The following is a 17,760-nucleotide window of genomic DNA, read 5'->3' on the forward strand; positions in this document are numbered from 1 at the left end:
CCCCTTTGCCCCGCCCCGGAAAATCACCCACTACAGACCCCAGACCCGGCATTCGGGCTATCCGCTGCTTATCCGGCCCGGCAGTTTTTCTAAAAAAGCCCCGAAAAAAACAAAAAGCCGAAAATAAATAAAAAAATAATTGGACAAACGTACTATTATCGGATTTCTCCTCGAAATCACGCAAAGAGTAGCCTATCTGCCAATAAATTGAAATTATAAATTTCCGAAAATCCAGGCTGTGCTGAAAAAAGCGCCGCCCTCCCGCTACAACAACAATCTGCGTATATCCGACAACAGGGCCGAGAGAACTACCGTAAACCGCGCCGCCTGCGCACCATCAATGACCCGATGATCGTAGGAGAGAGATAGGGGCAGCATCAGCCGGGGCTTGAATTTCTTGCCATTCCATACCGGCTTCATGGATGAACGCGACACACCCAATATCGCCACTTCAGGGGCGTTGACAATGGGAGTGAACGCCGTCCCGCCTATACCGCCAAGACTGGAGATGGAGAAACAGCCGCCCTGCAAATCGGCCGGTCCAAGCTTGCCCTGCCTGGCTCGCCCGCTCACCTCGGCCAATTCGACAGCCAGCTCAAAAATCGATTTCTTATCCACATCCCGGATCACCGGCACCATCAAGCCATTTGGCGTATCCACAGCAATGCCTATATTGAAGAAGCGCTTGTAGATCAGTTTCTCCCGGTCCGGACTGAGCGAACTGTTGAAATCAGGCATCTCTTTCAAACAACCGACACACGCTTTCATCAAAAAGGGCATGAAGGTCAACTTGATACCCTGTTTTGCGGCAACCGCCTTCTGCTCTTCCCTGAACGCCTCAAGCCCGGTGATATCCGCCTCGTCAAACTGGGTCACGTGGGGGATATTCAACCAGCAGGCGGTCAGGTGATTACCGCTGATCTTCTTGATCCGACTGAGCGGCTGAACATCCACCTCACCGAATTGGGTGAAGTCGATCTCCGGTACTGCCGGCAGACGCAACCCACCCACTGCGGCCACCGCCGGACTGCTTGCCTGCAGTTTCTGCTTGATATAGTTCTGCACATCGGGCTTGGTGATTCGCCCCTTTCGACCCGTGCCGGTAACCTGCGCCAGATCCACACCCAACTCACGGGCAAAACTGCGAATAGACGGGCTGGCATGGGCCACGCCGGTTGGTACATCCGACTCGGCATGCCTTACTGGTGGCTGCCGTTGCGCCTTGTCCCCGGGTAGCCGCTCGGGTGGTTTCTGCTCACCTGGTGATTGCTCTTCATCCCGCTCCTCTACGGCATGCTCTGCGGAGGACTCCGACCCGTGCGCGGGGGCATCTTCACCGCCCGACTCATCCGCCTGCTTATCCTCCTCCGCGTCAGCCGCTCCCGCCTGATCATCCCTGGCGGCGCGCTTCTCCTGATCCGACTCACCGGACTCAGCCGCCTCAAGCGTCAACAGCAGATCCCCCTCGCTGATGGTGTCGCCAACCTTGACCTTGACCGACTTGACCACACCAGCGTGGGCGGCCGGAATCTCCATCGTTGCCTTGTCGCTCTCCAGGGTAACCAGGGAGTCCTCCACCTGAATACGGTCCCCCTCCGAGACCAGCACCTCAATTACCTCAACACCGGAAAAATCTCCAATATCCGGCACCAGTTCTTTTATTTCACTCGCCACAGCGGGCCTCCAGATTGTTCGCAATGCCTGTTACAGCTCAGTTCAGACGGGTATCCACGAGTCATACCGTCAGGGGATTGGGTTTTTCAGGATCGATTCGGTATTTCTTGATCGCCTTGCTCACCTCCGCCTCCTTGATACCCCCATCATCCGCAAGCGCCTTGAGTGCCGCCACAACGATGTAGTAGCGGTTCACCTCAAAGAACTTTCGCAACTGGCTGCGCGTGTCGCTGCGACCATAGCCATCCGTGCCGAGCACACGGTAGGTGCCCGGCACAAAAGGCCGAATCTGATCCGCGTAGCTGCGAATATAATCCGTCGCGGCAACCACCGGGCCGGACTGGTCACCCAGTTGTTCGGCAACATAATTGACTCTGGGCGTCTCCTCCGGATGAAGCATGTTCCAACGATCAACCTCGAGTCCGGCGCGCCGCAGCTCATTGAAACTGGTCACACTCCAGACATCGGATGAGATAGCAAAGTCCTGCTCCAGCAGTTCAGCGGCGGCCAGCACTTCCCTGAGAATGGTGCCGCTCCCCAGCAGCTGTACCCGCTGCTTCTTCTTGCGCCCGGTCGACTGGTAGCGGTACATACCCTTGACAATCCCCTGCTCAACCCCTTCCGGCATGGCCGGCTGGTGGTAGTTCTCGTTCATTACGGTGATGTAATAGAACAGATTCTCCTGCTCCTGATACATGCGCCGCAGACCGTCCTGGATGATCACGGTCAGTTCATAGGCAAAGGCCGGATCATAGGCAACACAGTTTGGAATGGTCGCCGCCTGCAGATGGCTATGGCCGTCCTGATGCTGCAACCCCTCGCCCGCCAGCGTGGTGCGCCCGGCGGTGCCACCGATCAGAAATCCACGCGCCTGCATATCACCTGCCGCCCAGGCCAGGTCACCGACCCGCTGGAAACCGAACATCGAGTAGTAGGCATAGAAGGGGATCATGCTGATGCCGTGATTTGCGTAGGAAGTAGCCGCCGCTATCCAGGAGGACATGGCACCCGCCTCGGTGATACCCTCCTGCAGGATCTGACCCTTTTTATCCTCCCGGTAATACATCACCTGATCGGAGTCCACCGGCGTATAGAGTTGCCCCACTGAAGAGTAGATGCCCAACTGACGGAACATACCCTCCATTCCGAAGGTGCGCGCCTCATCCGGAATAATCGGCACCACCCGTTTGCCCACCTGCTTGTCACGTATCAGGATCGACAGGATGCGGACAAAGGCCATGGTGGTGGACATCTCCCGATCGCCGCTGCTCTCCAGCATGACCTTGAAGAACTCCAGTGACGGCACTTCCAGGGGTTGGGTATTCGCGTAGCGAGCCGGCAGGTAGCCGCCCAATGCCTCGCGTCGCTCCTGCAGATACTTCAGTTCCGGACTGTCTGCCGCCGGTTTGTAGAACGGCGTGGCGTTGAGCTGTTCATCCGGGATGGGGATATTGAAGCGATCACGAAACGCCTTTAGTGCCGCCTCCCCCATCTTCTTCTGTGAGTGGGTGATATTCTGCCCTTCACCGGCAATGCCCATACCGTAACCTTTCACGGTCTTGGCCAGGATAACCGTCGGCTGCCCGGTATGCTGCATGGCGGCCGCGTAGGCGGCGTAGATCTTGTAGGGATCGTGGCCGCCCCGATTCAGGCGCCAGATATCCTCATCAGTCATGTTGGCCACCATATCGGCCAGTTCCGGGTACTTGCCGAAAAAGTGCTCCCTTGTGTAGGCACCGCCTTTTGCCTTGTAGGTCTGGTAATCGCCATCCACTGCCTCTTCCATGCGCTTCTGCAGCAACCCTTGCTTGTCCCGCGCCAGCAGGGGATCCCAGTAGCCGCCCCAGATCACCTTGATGACGTTCCAGCCGGCTCCCCGGAACACCCCCTCAAGCTCCTGGATAATCTTGCCGTTTCCCCGTACCGGCCCGTCAAGCCGTTGCAGATTACAGTTCACCACGAAAATCAGGTTATCCAGGCGCTCTCGGCCCGCCAGGGATATGGCTCCCAGTGATTCCGGCTCGTCGCTCTCCCCATCACCCATGAAGGCCCACACCTTGCGCTTCTCTGTACTGACAATGCCCCGATCATGGAGATAGCGCATAAATCTCGCCTGGTAGATCGCCATCAGGGGGCCCAGCCCCATGGATACCGTGGGAAACTGCCAGAAACCGGGCATCAGCCAGGGGTGTGGATAAGAGGAGAGTCCTTCACCCTCGGACTCCTGGCGGAATCCATAGAGATCCTCTTCACTGAGGCGCCCCTCAAGGAAGGCCCGGGCATAGATCCCCGGCGCGGAGTGACCCTGGAAAAAAACCAGATCACCGTCTCGGGAATCACTGCGGGCATGAAAGAAGTGATTGAAAGCAACGTCATACAGCGTGGCGGCCGAGGCGAAACTGGAGATGTGTCCACCCAGTTCCGGACTCAGCCGATTGGCCTGCACCACCATTGCCATGGCATTCCAGCGAATGAAGGAGCGGATGCGGCGCTCCATCGCGGGATCCCCGGCAAAGCGTTTCTGCTTGGTCACAGGGATGGTATTAACATAGGCGGTGTTGGCGCTGTAGGGGAGATAGGCACCTGACCGACGTGCCTTGTCGATCAGGCTCTCGATCAGGTAGTGGGCCCGTTCGGTCCCTTCGTTCTCCAGGACGGCCTCAAGGGCCTCCAGCCACTCACGGGTCTCTTCAGGATCAATATCCGGCTTCATAGAACACGCTCTCTTTTTCTTCAGTGCATAAACCCATTGTTTTAGAGAAATACCCGGGCAGTTACGAAGGAAACTATTAAACCGAGCATTACTATTGAATAAATCAATACTTTATATTGTGGAAACAAATATACAGGATTCACTCAAATCCGATCAACCGCAATCCAGGGCGAGCTCACCATGTGCATTGAGCATTGACGATGGCGGATTAAATGCAGAGGGGGAACCGGTGTGACTTGCGAATTTTCTACCAGCACAAGCGAATGGCCGGAGAAGGCATATTCCGGTCCATCGTGAACACCCATTCTGGTTCAACGTGAACACTTTCCCGGATTTTCTGGAATTGCTGTTCACATTCCCGGAGTCGCGATTCAGCTGGCACGGCCCGGGCAAATTTATACGGAGCCGGGTGAGTAGTTACCATATGAGTAGTTACCATAAATGATATATTTAGGGCTACAGCTTACTTGGATGAACCATGAAACTGCACAAGCCTAATTGCCGCGCCTACCCTGGAATCTTAATACTGATCCCGACAATACTCTTTCATAACAGTCTGAAAAGTGAAGAGAGCCCATCGAGCGAGCAGATCATCACGACCGAAAAATGGCTATTTGCACCAGAGATGGGGATAGAAGGTATTGCCTCCATAGACAATACTGAAGCCGCACGCTTAGAAGTGGAGTGCGGTAATGGAGGGGGACCCTCAATTACGCTAACATCTCCAAAATTCCCCCGGGACAGTCTCGATAGCACAGCAAAAGTAATCTCACTAGAATTAACGATTGATGGCCATCGGTTTTATGAGCAGTTTCAATGTAACCACAAGGGTGCGAGCTGCGGAACTTACGGTTTCCCATCAGGCGACGTCATATCAGCCATGCGCCGGGGCAAACAGCTTACTGTGAGGAACGACCAATCAATGCTGGCCGAATTCACCCTGACCGGTTCAAACAGGGCGATTTCGAAGCTGTCAGACTGTCTCAATTTCTGACAAGTCACTCTTTAATCAGAGGATTTATGCTCTACACCAGACAAAATTTCTAAAAAGCGCTGAATGCCCAAGCACCTGCAGCACCAAGGACAGTCCAGAAGAACACAGCCAAGAACACTTCCCTGACTGAGGACCCCAGTTTTTTAGAAAAAGCAATGGGGCTACAGACGATCACCATCGCTAAAACACCCAATATTTCACTATCGTCGAAAAAGGTGTAATTGAGATAGCCGGCACCGATAGCCAAGAGCCAGGGTAACAAACCCAGGGAGAGTGGAAGAAAAAAGCGTTTAGCACTATTCGGATCATCAATAACAGGATAGGTCCGATGGGCTAAAATCAACGCCCCGCCACGTCGCGCATTGTAGAGCGCACCCAGAGCAAAAAGCGCCACAATCAGCAACAACAAGAGTGATAATAACGCCGCCCCAATACCTGATTCAAAACTAAATCCAATGAAGTCTACTAATCCATTCGTCAGCATGTAGATAATGCCCAAAGCAATCAGCAAGCTGCTTGCTAAAGATATCATGATGGTTTCGCTACTGGCGATCCAGGCGGTTTCATCACAGCTGTCACATGAAAAACGGATCCCTCTTTCACGCCAGGGATAGGGCTCAGACTCCGCCTCCTGCATCTCTGCCTGCATAACACCACCGCAATGACAGCATTGTCGCTTCTGGCCTTGGTCGAGTTCCCCTAGGGGTTTCTGAATACGGCCCGTGGTCTTTTCAGTAGCTACTTGCTGTTTTGTCATATCTTTTTAATTTCACTCAGGCAGCTCTTCCTGGTAAGTCACTTGTGGCATTAAAAGTTAAACCTGAATTCATACAGATAGTTACCATAACTTGCGGGGCAACTCTGATATTGGCATCCGGCAAGAGTAAGAATTAAATCCTGCTCTATCCTCGGGCACCGATGTGCAGCCCATAGGCCTAACAGCACGTGCCGGTGCCTCCGGAATATATTTTTTAAGGAATCTCGAAGGGGCAAGACAGCTCATAACCATCATATCCATGACACTATCAGCATCATCTGAAGTAAATGTCTTAGAAAATTCAGCATAATAACCACCATCATACTCAACATAGCGATGCTGATGCTCTCGCCCCTTAGCAGGCCTACAGCCCGCCCCATAGCTAATGCTATAGTCTTTATACCCACTTATAGGTTTTTGAGGAAAGTCATTCCACTGAAGAGAAAACTTCATTTTATAGTAAGGCTCTCCATTGGAACATTTTGTTTTTCGTTTAGTTATTTTCTTGCGCAACGTTTTAAGTTTACCCATAAGCAAACGATCTGAATCAATATCGCTGTCCTCTCCATGCCTTGCAATCACAGGCAGGCAGTTATCGAAATTATAGGCCCCTCCAAATTCCTTTCGATAACGGTCATCTAATTGTTTTATTATGGGATCGTTCAGATAATCCCCTTCCCTATAACCCCAAAGAGATGCAAATAGATCACCACTGACACTTTTCTGTGTCGTTATGGCGCCAGGCTGTTTCATCGGCTGTTTCTGGACAAGGCCCATGACAACCAATTTTCTGTACGCGACAGCCACTTGCCCATTGGCGTCGGTCAGCTCAATTTTCAGGCCAGCAGATTTCTCCTTTTCCTCTGTTATCCCTGTCACATAACCTTTAAGTGGGTCATTACGACTTTCGTGGACCAGCAAGTTTTGGGGGGTATGTTTTACGGAATAAGGTGAAATAAAACCTGCAGGGGGCGTAATTGAAAACTGATAGTCTTTTCCTGACTTAAGTTGCTTCACCAGTTTAACGTTGAGCTTATGGCGATTAATTCGAAAAGCGCGTTTATCCGCAATCTCGTTGCCATTCATATCATTAAAGCGAACTTCGAAAACAACCTCACGATCCAGTGGTAATACATCAGCACCCAGACGAGTACCTATTCGGTGGGGCTGTCGATCAACCTTAACGCGCTGAGTGATATCACTGGTGTAGTAATCCTTACCACTTTTGGCATCATAAATTCTAAGTGAACCCATTTTCACGGGCTTAAGTGCCGTGTAATGAACAAACAGATGGGGTAAATCCCCGGCCTTGAGGGTGCCACTGGTAATGTCACCCTTTTTGGTATTGGAAACTGCAAGCTTGTGGACAGTGACCGCACCCAACACATTAAACGTGAAAGCGGCTTCTGTTTTGCTCTTACTATTTCCTTTCAAGACATGCGTCACTGAAACAGCGTATTGACCCGGGGGTAACACCTGGCTTTGAAGTTCAAAGTGTGAAGTTTTGCTCCCCCCCGTTTCACTGAATGATTCAACCTTTTTAGCAGACTCGACGGGGTGTTTATCGGGGCCGATCAATTGCCAGGTAATTTCACCTTCACCCGCTTCTATAAGAGGCACCTTAGCTTCAAATTTCATCGATAAATCATCAGTGATGTCGGTATCCAGCGGTTGTCCGGTATCACCTTGGCTGGCGGTGAGCGTGATCGCTTCCAGGGGAATCAGGGGCTGACCATAATCAAATCGCAATTTCTCAGAAATCGTCTTACCATTATCTGCTATCAGTTCAACTTGCCACTCATAGCTGGCGCCTAACTGTAGATCGCCTGTCTCTATTTTGATACCAGTCCGCTGGGTGTTCTTTTCACCTTTGCGTGGTCGGGTTCGGTTAAGGGCGACCACTTTCTCGCCACTTTTCAGATCAGTTACAGTGAATACCATATCCACTGTTTCGGACTGCGTCGGCATATCAAAATTGAGATATAGATAAGCCGCCTCACCTTCAGGAATAACTGCGAGCGCTTCAGAACTCTTTAGTGTATCAGTCGCCCACATTCTGCTAATAGCTAAGGCCTTTCCTTTTAGGCTCAGGGCCTCTGCTTTTCTGGATAAGTTTTCGATCTCTTTCGCGACAACGGGAAGTCTGTAGAGAAATTTTGCCAATGTATCAATGCTCGCCCGCTCTTCTTTTACACTATCCATAAAACGAGACATGCGTGTGATGTCCGTGTCGATCCTATTGTACTCCAGCCTTAGTTCAGTCAACCGTTTGGCTAACTGTTCTGAGTCCAGAACCTCAGCTTGGGAGGCTATTGGTAAACTGCACAATAAAAGAAAAACGAGCGACAGGAATTTAATACAGAAATTTCTCATTATTGTGCTCCACGAGAAATTTCAAAACCATTGGCGTTATAACCACCCCACTGCCAACTGGGGTCAATCGGGGCAACTGTACCATTCAGCCGGTGATAGTGAACTAAATCAGGTAGATTATCCTGCTTAATGAAACGAATTCTGCCGCCCTGTTCGATCACGTAGAACGTCTCATCAACAGGAAGATCGAGACCATAGGCTCTCACCTGGGCGCCATGCTGTGTCAGGACAGGTGCACCCGCTTCACGTAATGCTCGGTTCTGCGTATCTATCAGCTCTTGTTCAGTACGCGTGATGAAACCATTAACGTGGGAATCATCTACAAGATCTGCTGAATTTCTTGTGCCAATAATATGCGGATCAGCATCCGCGAGATAAGCACGCCCCCTGCTATCGACAAGAATGGGGACCTTCTTCATCTTGCCCTTTTTAGAGGTAATGACGGTTATCGTGCTCGCGTCAATCTGCAGCCCGGATTCAATATCATAATACGCACCACTTACTGGATCACGAGTAACCAAAGAACGTTGATTCACACCATTTGTGTTGCGCGTTACGGCAATAACATCACGCCCTTCCAGGCGGGTACTCAGGCTCACACCACCTCGCCCGAGTAATTGTCTGATACCACGATCAGATTTTCGTATCGCGGCACGTATCTCAGCGATTTCTTCGGTAGCGCCACTCGCTTCTGCCCTATCCAGCTGAGCGGACATTTTGCTGAATTCCTGGTCAAACGGGATGAGCCCTCCGGGACCGCTCTTACCTTTAATGTCCTTGTGCTTGGTTACAACACCGGCAAAATTTTCATCTGGTGCCCGCTTCATTAATCGCAAGCCACCCGCATTAGCCTTGCGATAAGCTACGTATTGTCCTTCTCCGATGGCATCAGCTTTGATTTGCAGGGACCCAATGGGGATACCTGTCTCTGCTTCGATAAAATCAGGCAAAAGCTCGGGCTGTCGGATGGCTCTTTCAAGTTCCGCTTGCCTAGCCGGTTCAAGATGCTGCATAGACCGACGCAGATTATCCCAATCTGCGGTGCTCATTTGATCAGGGTTGGCTAACAGTCGGACATCGAGTGCAGGTGCTGATTGGGTAAGCTTCTCTGTTGCCGCAGTGAGCACTTCGCTGCGGCGTGCCTCAGTTAGGTTATTGATGATGCTCACAGCGGACTGTTGCTCTGCAATGGAGTTACGCGCCAATGACATGGCCCGTAGATTAGCTGTATCGACAACATCATCAAACCGCTGGCTACCCGTTAGTTTAATTACAGGCAGCTCACTGACCTTCCGGCCATTAATTTTCTCTACCTTTTCACTACCAGCCAACAGCTGATGAAGATCAACATTCATCATGCGTTCTAATGATTCGGCCGGGTAGTTCTTCGCTAGCATTCGTAATTCATCTGGGGGCATTCTTTTTGCCATGCCATGAACAGAAGCTAAATTAGATTGGAGTTGAGCCATCTTCTTAGGGAAACGCTTGGTCAGTTTCGCAATATCTGCCGCATCACCAACCGAAGAGAATACCGTCATTATGGCTAAACCATAATCTACCCAGGTCATTTTCTTACCCCAGATATCTTCACCCTGATAGGTTTCAGCAAGGCCAATCGCATCACCAAAAAGGGGGATCAGCTCTAATAGCATCTTCTCTTCTTGAATCTGTAACTTGGTTACTTCATCAAGAATCAGTTCGCGGTTAGCATCGCCAAGATTCTGTAACACCGTGGCGAAAGCTTTCATCTCCTGCTCGCCTTCTGCTGGGGTTTCTGAAGCTAATGCACTGAGGTAAACGGCTAATAAGCTGTGGGACAATTCGTTGCGTTGGCTATCGACATTAATCCGTTCATTCATGTCATAGCGATTGCCGCTGGCATCGCGTGTTATCTCAGGTTTATCTTTTCCTGATCCGGGTTTTGCATCCTCGCCGTTATACAATCGCCCGGTGGCAACGATTTGCATACCGTGAATTTGCCGCTGCAAGATGGCATAAGCACCATGAACTTTGGAGAAATCCAAGCCCATTACCATGTGTACAGTGGCGAACTGACCGCGAAAACGCTCGAATAAGCTAAAATCATCTTCCAGCAAGCCGGTTTCACGCCAGAATTGTGCTTTCTCCTTCGCCCGCAACCTGAGGATGCCAACCTCATAGCTAAACGCTTCTTGAAAACGGCCAAAGAGGCGATCCAAATCCTTGTTCAACCCCGCGATCTCTTGTTTGAAATCATTGAGTGCTTTGTCATCTGCGGCATAGCTTGCGGGCGTAAGCATGACAGCTAATATCAACCCAAAAAAGATGACTGAAAAAGCTTTTTTTAAGTTCATTCAATTACCAAGCGATAAGCAGTATTTAACCAAAGCGTTCGTATATCAGTCATCTAAAACAGTGACTTTTGGTTTCTTTGGTGGACTCTTTTTCTTACTTGGTTTTTTGGCCAGCTGCCCCTTCAGGTTTGGATAGGGTTGATTGCCAAACGTATAGGCCGGCGTTTCTGGTAACTTACTTTCCTCTGTTTTCAACAGATAGGCCAATTTTTTACGATCCCTGTAGAGTGGCGTCCAAAAGTGTGCATAAGAGTTACTTCCCATGTATAAGGTGCTTAGCAGCTTAAAATCACCCGTAACAAAACCACCTTCTTTAACAGCATAGGCGTAAGCTTCATCTATATTCCCCTTGCTTGCCATATGGAGTGCTTTTAGTGCGGTAATGAAGGACTTGATCATCTCTCCGTTTATAGATGACTTGTACTTATCTACAACACGCTGTGCTTCGTTGGCTGCATCCAACGTCAACTCTGGATGCCCTGCTGCTGCCGCCACCATGCCGTACTCAAGCAGGTTAAAAACAGCCCAGACACCACCTGCCTTTGGTAACGCCTCATCCAGTGCGATTGTTAGTTTTTTACGGACTTGGTCTTGTGACACAGTCAGCTCTATGACGTCGCCGGGTTTATGCGTACGTAAAATCGCACCATACTCATCACCACTATTTACCTTGACCCCATTCAACGCGAGCACAATATCGCCATTTCGAAGACCAGCTGCTTCTGCGTTGGTTCCAGGAAACACCCGTTTAACCGAAAACCCTTCTGGTAAACTGATGTCATCATCGTTGGTAAATCCATCACCCGCTTTCACCGGCTGAGAAATCTGCTTTCTATACGAATACAGCAGCGTTTTACCGACGCGCTCAAGAGGCAATTTTTTAGCCCAGAGTATCGCCGCGCTAGCGGCTATTGAACTGGGAGGTGTGTCTGGCCGCTGAGAATATTCATCATACAGATCCATTGCTTGTTCAACAAAACCCGCGTCATACAGTTTTTGGGCTTCCGCCGAAACGCGATCATGCTCCGCGGCAATCTCTGCTGCTGCTTTGTCACGTTTGGCACCTGCTCGTGCACTATCCTGCACTTTACTCAAAGTATTGGCGTCTGGAAAATCGATATCAAATACTTCAATTGAAGCCGAGTTATCCTTCATTTTCAGGCTAACAATGCGTTTACGGTCTTCTGTTAACAACACACCCCGGTTGTAGCCTGAGTTGAAACTAATCGGGCCACTTGTAACAACGTGACACTTATTATTTAACGCCGTTCGAAACTCATACTTGCTATCCGCCAGGTATAAATGCAGAGGTGTACCAGTGATCACCTTACCAAGTTTTCTACGACCACCTTTACAGTGAGAAAATTTATCCTGTGTCTTGCTGTCCAGATCATAGCCTTTGTCATAGGTAACCAGTAGCTTGCCATCCGCTGAAAATGAACCTTCCCCAATCACATCATCGAATTCCTCGACTCTCGCTGCCTGCCAGGTCTTGGTACTGCCTAACCATCCATAATTTTTTCCATTGGAATAGTCATCATCCTCGGTGGTTGATTTGCCACAGTCCCAGCCAATATAGAACGTTGATGAATCGGGAGAAAAAGTAAAGTTTCTCTGTATTAGATGCCGATGACCATGGCAGGCCTCCATACTGGAAAAGCTTGCCATCTCCTTGTCATCAGACGTCCGCCATACCCGCCAGTAATTATTGGACAGCTGACCTTTTGCTGGTTTTTCACCTGTTAGTGCGGCGACATATTGGCCATCAGGACTGATAACCGGATCAGTTGCAGGGCGCTTGTATATCACACGAGCCAACTTGCCTGTTCGCGTATCAAATAGAGCAAAGCTTCTCTTCCCTTTAACCCTGAAGTCATCAGCAAAAATGGTACGAAGATCAGGAGTAACCACGTTTGTCCCAATTACCTTAGGCGGCAGTGCCACCATGCGTATCAACTGCTCAGTTGCGAGATCCCAGGTGACCAGCACCGACTGAGCTGGACCGCCATGATCAAGCCTCATGATGCTCATCACCTCCCGATCACCATTCAACAATCCTGCAAGCGCCGTAACTGTGGCCTTTTTGTTGGGCAAATCGTTCATGGATACAACGCCGCCGTTTTTAATCCAGCCGCTACGTTCGAACACGGCTCGCAATGCCTTATTTTGCATCTGCCCTGTGGCAAGCTGTTGGATATCACTCTGTTTATAGATGCCAGATGGTAATTGGTAGGTGATGTCACCCTTATAATCCGGCACTTCAATGGGTTGCTGTTCAATGACCTGGGGATCACAATAACGCTTTATCGCTGCGCATGCCGAATCCATTAGAGGGGTGACCTTCAAGTACTTGGCATTGGTAACGAAGTACTTTCCTTCAATGTCGCTGCGGGTATAGAGGATGCCTTTCTTGCCGCTTTTACACAGCAGTGCTTTATTGCCGTTCCTGATTTTGGGGGTCTCTTTGGGATAGTGCCAGTTCCACTTCTTACCCATTCTAACGCCGGGCTGGTCATCACATTTGCGAATATTTGGCGTACTGGATGTACGCTGGCCGGAAGATTCAGCACTCCAATCAATCATCCCATCGGCATTCGCCACGTAAGGTGCGAGCAGCGTTGTTACAACACCCACAACGCCCAGCATATAGTTATATTGCTTCATTGATTGCCCCCGTCCAGGTTGCGGAATGCTATTTGTAGTGCAACCAGGTCAGATAAAGAAACGAGGATCACATCAACATTCATTCGTTTTTATTGTGGTAATTGTATCCTGCTATAAAAAGCATTGCTAATGGCCTTAAAACACAAAGGTAGAGTGTTTTATTTGGGAATAAGTCAACAATATCTACGGCATGCTAATCAATTAGTCCGGCTGAAGACGAAGTGCGGGTTCGATATGTTGAACGGAAACGGCCCAAAAGAGGTTTATCCCCCAAACATCCGCCGAACATGGATACAAAGCAGGTAGGCTGAAGAAACAGGTGTAGTAGTACGAAAAAGTCGCTCGAAGCTAACAGGTCAGCTTGTAACGATGCCAAATCAGTGTAGATATTCTTTCTCAAAGCCATCTGGTAAAACTCCTGCAAGATAGTCTTATGAAAGCACTCGCAGATTCCATTGGTCTGTGGTGACCGAACCTTTGTATTGGTGTGCTTGATGTGATTAAGGGCCAAATACAGCTGGTAGTCATGCTGATCCGCTCGACCGCAATATGCTGTACCTTTGTCGGTGAGTATTCGCAGCATGGGTAGCGCTTGATGCTCAAAGAACGGCAGCACCCTGTCATTGAGCATGCCAGCTGCTGTAATGGGAGTTTGGTCGCATACAGCTTGGCAAACGCAATCTTGAGGCAGGTATCAATGAAGGTTTGTTGATAGATGCGGCCACCACCCTTGAAAGTTCCTACGCAGGGGGTATCTTGCGATCCCAGACAGCCAGGATGTGCCGCTTCAATCTCACCGCAGGCCACAACATCATGTTTCTTGCGTTCCAATGCGGCAACCTGGGCTTCGGTCAGGATGCAGTGTGCTCATCAGTTCATCCCGGTACAAAAAAAGCACCTGCAGTGATCACTGCAGGTGCTTCATGGATGTCGCTACAGGGAGTGGCCCCTGCGGCTGGTGCGGAATCAGATATCGCGGGCGGTATGACGCGCTTCCATCTCCTTGCGTACGGCATCCTGCTGCGCTTTGGCAGAAGCACGCTGTGCCTCGACGCGCTTCATCATTTCGGCGCGACGAGCCTCCATCTGTTTCTGCATCTCGTCACGACGGGCCTGGATATCGGCAGGAAGTTCGAACTGGGCTGCATCAGGTGCAACAAACGGCTGAGGCTGCATGGTGAACTCTTCAGCAAATTTGCGTTGCGCCTCCACAGCATCCTGCATCGCCTTGGCCTGCTGTTCTGCAAAGGCCCGTTGCTGTTGCTCCATCGCTTGCTGCTGATCTTCGGTCAGCGGAGCGACCGGGGCGTAGGCACCCTGGTAAGGATATCCATAGTACGGCTGGTTATAACCATAGCCATCACCATAGCCTGAAAAACGACTGCGACCGCTGAAATTCATGCTGAATGAAGCATCACCATTTCCGAAGCCATCGCCCAGACCATTAAACGGTCCGCCCCACCAGGCACTGGCAGTCATGGATACCGTTGAAAGAGCCGCAGCCGCGACCAGAGTAGCAATCTTTTTCATAATCAAAATCCTTCCGTTGTTTACACTCAACCCCCAACCGCTGCCTGCAGTGACCCCTTGAAACTCCAGATCGTGCCGCGCGTGAAAAGGACTGTTTAAAGTAATCGGGTACGTCCCTGTACCTCACCCTTCCCTGGAGGGTTATCTGTCTCTCGACCCTAACTTATTTCGCAGGGGCGGGGGCAGGGGCAGCCTGAGGGGCTACCGGCGCAACCGGATAACCGTACGGGGCGTAGCCATAGGGAGCACCATAGGGGGCGTAGCCATAGGGCGCATAGCCGTAGTACGGATTGTTATAACCGTAGCCTCTGCCGGTTCCGTAGACATTGCTGCGACCACTGAAATTCATGTTGAAGTCACCAGCGCCATCACCAAAACCGTCACCCATGCCATTCCAGGGACCACCGCCCCAAGGACCACCCCACCAGGCGGAAGCAGAAGCAGAAGAAGCCAACAAGGCAGCGATTGCGGCAGCTTTAACAATTTTGTTCATCGTAAACTCTCCGTAAATTTGAATTCGTTTCTATCTCCAACAGAAAGCCTGATTACTGCATTGCTTTCTTGGTGATAAGAATATTAGAATTTACTTAAACAGCATAATTGTAAATAATTATCTATATATAAAATATTTTTATTTATTCAATTCCGGGATACCGATCACATTTTCTTTTCACACATAAAAAAGGCTCTGTCCCAGTTACCCGTTGTATGAGAGGTGGGCTTTTTGTAGAAGCGGATTTATCCGCAAAATTCGCGGCTGAAGCCACGCCTACCGCTACGCTTGGCCGCCGGAGAGGGGTTTGACCTGCAGGCGGCCCGCCCCGGGCCGAATTCGCGGCGAGGCGCCGCTCCTACCGGGCGAATCGCCAAGCCAAGCCAAGCCAACACATAATTGGGGGAATGTCAGAGCCAAAAAAAACCCCTTCTGGATCGAAGGGGCTTCGGGATTATTGGCGGCTTTATTCCATCGGTTCTGGAGGGGGTGCGCCATCATAGACGTCATGGCGACGTTTCTGCAGATAAGCGTCGCGCTGGAATTCATAAGGATCCAGGGCCGCTTCCTCCAGCACCCGGCTGGCACTGAGCAGATCCGCACGGGTATCAATGGCCCGTAAACCGATCAGACTGTAGCGCCAGTGGTTGGGTTTAACATAACGCACCGGATCGGTATACCAGTCAACAACCAGACCCACGGTATCGCGTCCGTTACTCGGACCGAAGAACGGCAGCACAATGTAGGGGCCAGGATCCATACCCCAGGCGCCCATGGTCTGGCCGAAATCCTCTCCATACTTCTGCATATTCATATTGCTGGCTACATCAATGAAGCCGAGCAGTCCGATGGTGGAGTTGACCAGAACCCGCCCTACATCAGTGGCGGCACGCTCCAGTTTGAACTGCAACAGGTTATTGATCGCAGAGCCGACATCAGCCAGATTGCCGAAGAAGTTGCTGATGCCCGTGTCCACCGGAGCAGGGGTAATCGCCTTGTACCCTTTGGCCAACGGTTTCATCAGGATATTATCCAGCCCGTCATTAAACGAGTACATCGCCCGGTTGAAGCCTTCAATCGGATCACGTGGATCCTGATAATCACCCGTCGTTGCACAGCCGGACAGTACAACCGTCATCAGCGTAAGCAGTGTAACTCTCAACTGCCTGAAAAGACGCTCACCCTTCATTTTTCTTATCCTTAACAGATCAACTCGTTTGACTTATATCAGATTTTGTACAGAAGATTCCCCAAACAGAGGCGGAATTTATCATATCTGACTATATGGCACACCCATAAACTGAATTATCAGTATTTTCTGACGATCCGGTACCCGCGCCTTTCCAGCATCCTTAGCATGCCCTGTTCACCCGGAAGATGCAGGGCACCCACCGCAATAAAAGCACCACCCTGTGCCAGAGGCGCTACCAACCTCTCAACCATACGTTGATTCCGCTCGTCAACCGCCTTGACCTGGAACCGATCAGCCAGTTCCGAGGCACTCGAATCGAGCAACTGCTGGTTGATCTCCACCAATCCCTGAAGGTCCTGCTTGAGGTAGCGTTCGAGTAGCGCCTGAAAGATTGTCGGCAGCTGATCAAGATTATTTAACGCATCACGTAACAAATTAATCTGTTCATCCTCGGACAAGGTGTCAAACAGGTCCATCTGCTCGCGAATTGTCTCGAGGCCTGAGACCTCTTTATTTAGCGTCCGGGCCCGCTGATAGAGCACAAGATCAAGAAATCGTCCTGTTTCGGCAGGCGGAAGACTCAGCAGCATCGCCAGAGCCCAGGGCTTGTAGTGTCGCAGCGCCACCTCGGGAAGACCCCGTTGTGCAGCGGCCCTCACCGTCTGTTGATACAGGGATGGCTCAAGGAGGTCGGTTATTTCTCTCCCGTCATCCAGTAGCATACCCGCTACGGAGGCAAGCATATTGGCGGCATCCATATCCACTTCAACGTACAATCGGGGCGACTCGATAAACGCCCTCTCCACCGGCTCAGGCAAGGCAAGCACCCGTTGATCCTCGGAATGTATCGTGCCGAACAGATAGCCGGCAGACTCCCCGTCTTTCTCAATCTGGAACAGCACTCCTTGCCCGAAGGGGAGTTCGTCGCCACAGGCGGGCGCCATCCAGGCAGCAAACACCATCAACAGCATCAACAGGCTGCAAAACTGCCGTTTCATACAATTACTTCCTATCGCTATCCGGGTCACCTCTATGAA

11 protein-coding genes and 1 pseudogene are annotated in these 17,760 nt (G+C 50.8%); 1 reads left to right on the forward strand and 11 read right to left on the reverse strand.

Going from position 1 to position 17,760, the window contains the following annotated elements:
- Nucleotides 1–264 precede the first annotated feature (264 nt).
- On the reverse strand, nucleotides 265–1,674 hold the full coding sequence (locus tag ACHZBF_RS13885; protein ID WP_321528771.1) for a dihydrolipoyllysine-residue acetyltransferase: 1,410 nt from the start codon (nucleotides 1,672–1,674) through the stop codon (nucleotides 265–267).
- Nucleotides 1,675–1,735: 61 nt separating this feature from the next.
- Nucleotides 1,736–4,387: a pyruvate dehydrogenase (acetyl-transferring), homodimeric type gene (aceE, locus tag ACHZBF_RS13890; RefSeq protein WP_037374574.1), complete on the reverse strand. Its 2,652-nt coding sequence runs from the start codon at nucleotides 4,385–4,387 to the stop codon at nucleotides 1,736–1,738.
- A gap of 478 nt (nucleotides 4,388–4,865) precedes the next feature.
- Between aceE and ACHZBF_RS13895 the strand changes: the two genes are divergently transcribed.
- Entirely contained in the window at nucleotides 4,866–5,381 is a 516-nt protein-coding gene (locus tag ACHZBF_RS13895) for a hypothetical protein (protein WP_321528772.1), read from the forward strand.
- Between the two features lie 49 nt (nucleotides 5,382–5,430).
- On the opposite strand, the gene ACHZBF_RS13900 is transcribed toward ACHZBF_RS13895, so the two are convergent.
- The 9 genes and pseudogenes from ACHZBF_RS13900 to ACHZBF_RS13940 all read right to left on the reverse strand — a co-directional run bounded on the left by ACHZBF_RS13900 (nucleotide 5,431) and on the right by ACHZBF_RS13940 (nucleotide 17,721).
- The gene (locus ACHZBF_RS13900) at nucleotides 5,431–6,138 is read right to left on the reverse strand and encodes a hypothetical protein (protein WP_321528773.1); all 708 of its coding nucleotides are present in this window, start codon (nucleotides 6,136–6,138) and stop codon (nucleotides 5,431–5,433) included.
- Nucleotides 6,139–6,219: 81 nt separating this feature from the next.
- Nucleotides 6,220–8,511: a hypothetical protein gene (locus ACHZBF_RS13905; RefSeq protein ID WP_321528774.1), complete on the reverse strand. Its 2,292-nt coding sequence runs from the start codon at nucleotides 8,509–8,511 to the stop codon at nucleotides 6,220–6,222.
- Nucleotides 8,511–10,844: a hypothetical protein gene (locus tag ACHZBF_RS13910; protein ID WP_321528775.1), complete on the reverse strand. Its 2,334-nt coding sequence runs from the start codon at nucleotides 10,842–10,844 to the stop codon at nucleotides 8,511–8,513. The genes ACHZBF_RS13905 and ACHZBF_RS13910 overlap by 1 nt, the downstream gene beginning before the upstream one ends.
- Before the next feature lie 45 nt (nucleotides 10,845–10,889).
- Nucleotides 10,890–13,508 carry a PDZ domain-containing protein gene (locus ACHZBF_RS13915; RefSeq protein ID WP_321528776.1) on the reverse strand — a complete coding sequence of 873 codons (2,619 nt, stop codon included), beginning with the start codon at nucleotides 13,506–13,508 and terminating at the stop codon, nucleotides 10,890–10,892.
- Nucleotides 13,509–13,860: 352 nt separating this feature from the next.
- Nucleotides 13,861–14,366, reverse strand: a pseudogene (locus ACHZBF_RS13920) (transposase family protein); the annotation flags it as partial.
- A 108-nt stretch (nucleotides 14,367–14,474) separates the two neighbouring features.
- Nucleotides 14,475–15,038, reverse strand: coding sequence for a sulfur globule family protein (locus tag ACHZBF_RS13925; RefSeq protein ID WP_084609693.1), 564 nt, complete (start codon nucleotides 15,036–15,038; stop codon nucleotides 14,475–14,477).
- Between the two features lie 163 nt (nucleotides 15,039–15,201).
- Nucleotides 15,202–15,531, reverse strand: a complete 330-nt coding sequence (locus ACHZBF_RS13930) for a sulfur globule family protein (protein ID WP_029132081.1) — start codon at nucleotides 15,529–15,531, stop codon at nucleotides 15,202–15,204.
- Between the two features lie 466 nt (nucleotides 15,532–15,997).
- Complete coding sequence (locus tag ACHZBF_RS13935) at nucleotides 15,998–16,720, reverse strand: MlaA family lipoprotein (RefSeq protein ID WP_321528777.1); 723 nt, start codon at nucleotides 16,718–16,720, stop codon at nucleotides 15,998–16,000.
- Nucleotides 16,721–16,839: 119 nt separating this feature from the next.
- Nucleotides 16,840–17,721 carry a TraB/GumN family protein gene (locus ACHZBF_RS13940; RefSeq protein ID WP_321528778.1) on the reverse strand — a complete coding sequence of 294 codons (882 nt, stop codon included), beginning with the start codon at nucleotides 17,719–17,721 and terminating at the stop codon, nucleotides 16,840–16,842.
- Nucleotides 17,722–17,760 lie beyond the last annotated feature (39 nt).

It is taken from the genome of Sedimenticola selenatireducens (assembly GCF_963675335.2).
Classification (GTDB): Bacteria; Pseudomonadota; Gammaproteobacteria; order Chromatiales; family Chromatiaceae; genus Sedimenticola; species Sedimenticola selenatireducens.

Coding starts and splice junctions, on each gene's coding strand:
- aceE (WP_037374574.1), bottom strand. CDS start 4,387: ATGAAGCCGGATATTGATCCTGAAGAGACCCGTGAGTGGCTGGAGGCC.
- ACHZBF_RS13895 (WP_321528772.1), top strand. CDS start 4,866: ATGAAACTGCACAAGCCTAATTGCCGCGCCTACCCTGGAATCTTAATA.
- ACHZBF_RS13900 (WP_321528773.1), bottom strand. CDS start 6,138: ATGACAAAACAGCAAGTAGCTACTGAAAAGACCACGGGCCGTATTCAG.
- ACHZBF_RS13905 (WP_321528774.1), bottom strand. CDS start 8,511: ATGAGAAATTTCTGTATTAAATTCCTGTCGCTCGTTTTTCTTTTATTG.
- ACHZBF_RS13910 (WP_321528775.1), bottom strand. CDS start 10,844: ATGAACTTAAAAAAAGCTTTTTCAGTCATCTTTTTTGGGTTGATATTA.
- ACHZBF_RS13915 (WP_321528776.1), bottom strand. CDS start 13,508: ATGAAGCAATATAACTATATGCTGGGCGTTGTGGGTGTTGTAACAACG.
- ACHZBF_RS13925 (WP_084609693.1), bottom strand. CDS start 15,038: ATGAAAAAGATTGCTACTCTGGTCGCGGCTGCGGCTCTTTCAACGGTA.
- ACHZBF_RS13930 (WP_029132081.1), bottom strand. CDS start 15,531: ATGAACAAAATTGTTAAAGCTGCCGCAATCGCTGCCTTGTTGGCTTCT.
- ACHZBF_RS13935 (WP_321528777.1), bottom strand. CDS start 16,720: ATGAAGGGTGAGCGTCTTTTCAGGCAGTTGAGAGTTACACTGCTTACG.
- ACHZBF_RS13940 (WP_321528778.1), bottom strand. CDS start 17,721: ATGAAACGGCAGTTTTGCAGCCTGTTGATGCTGTTGATGGTGTTTGCT.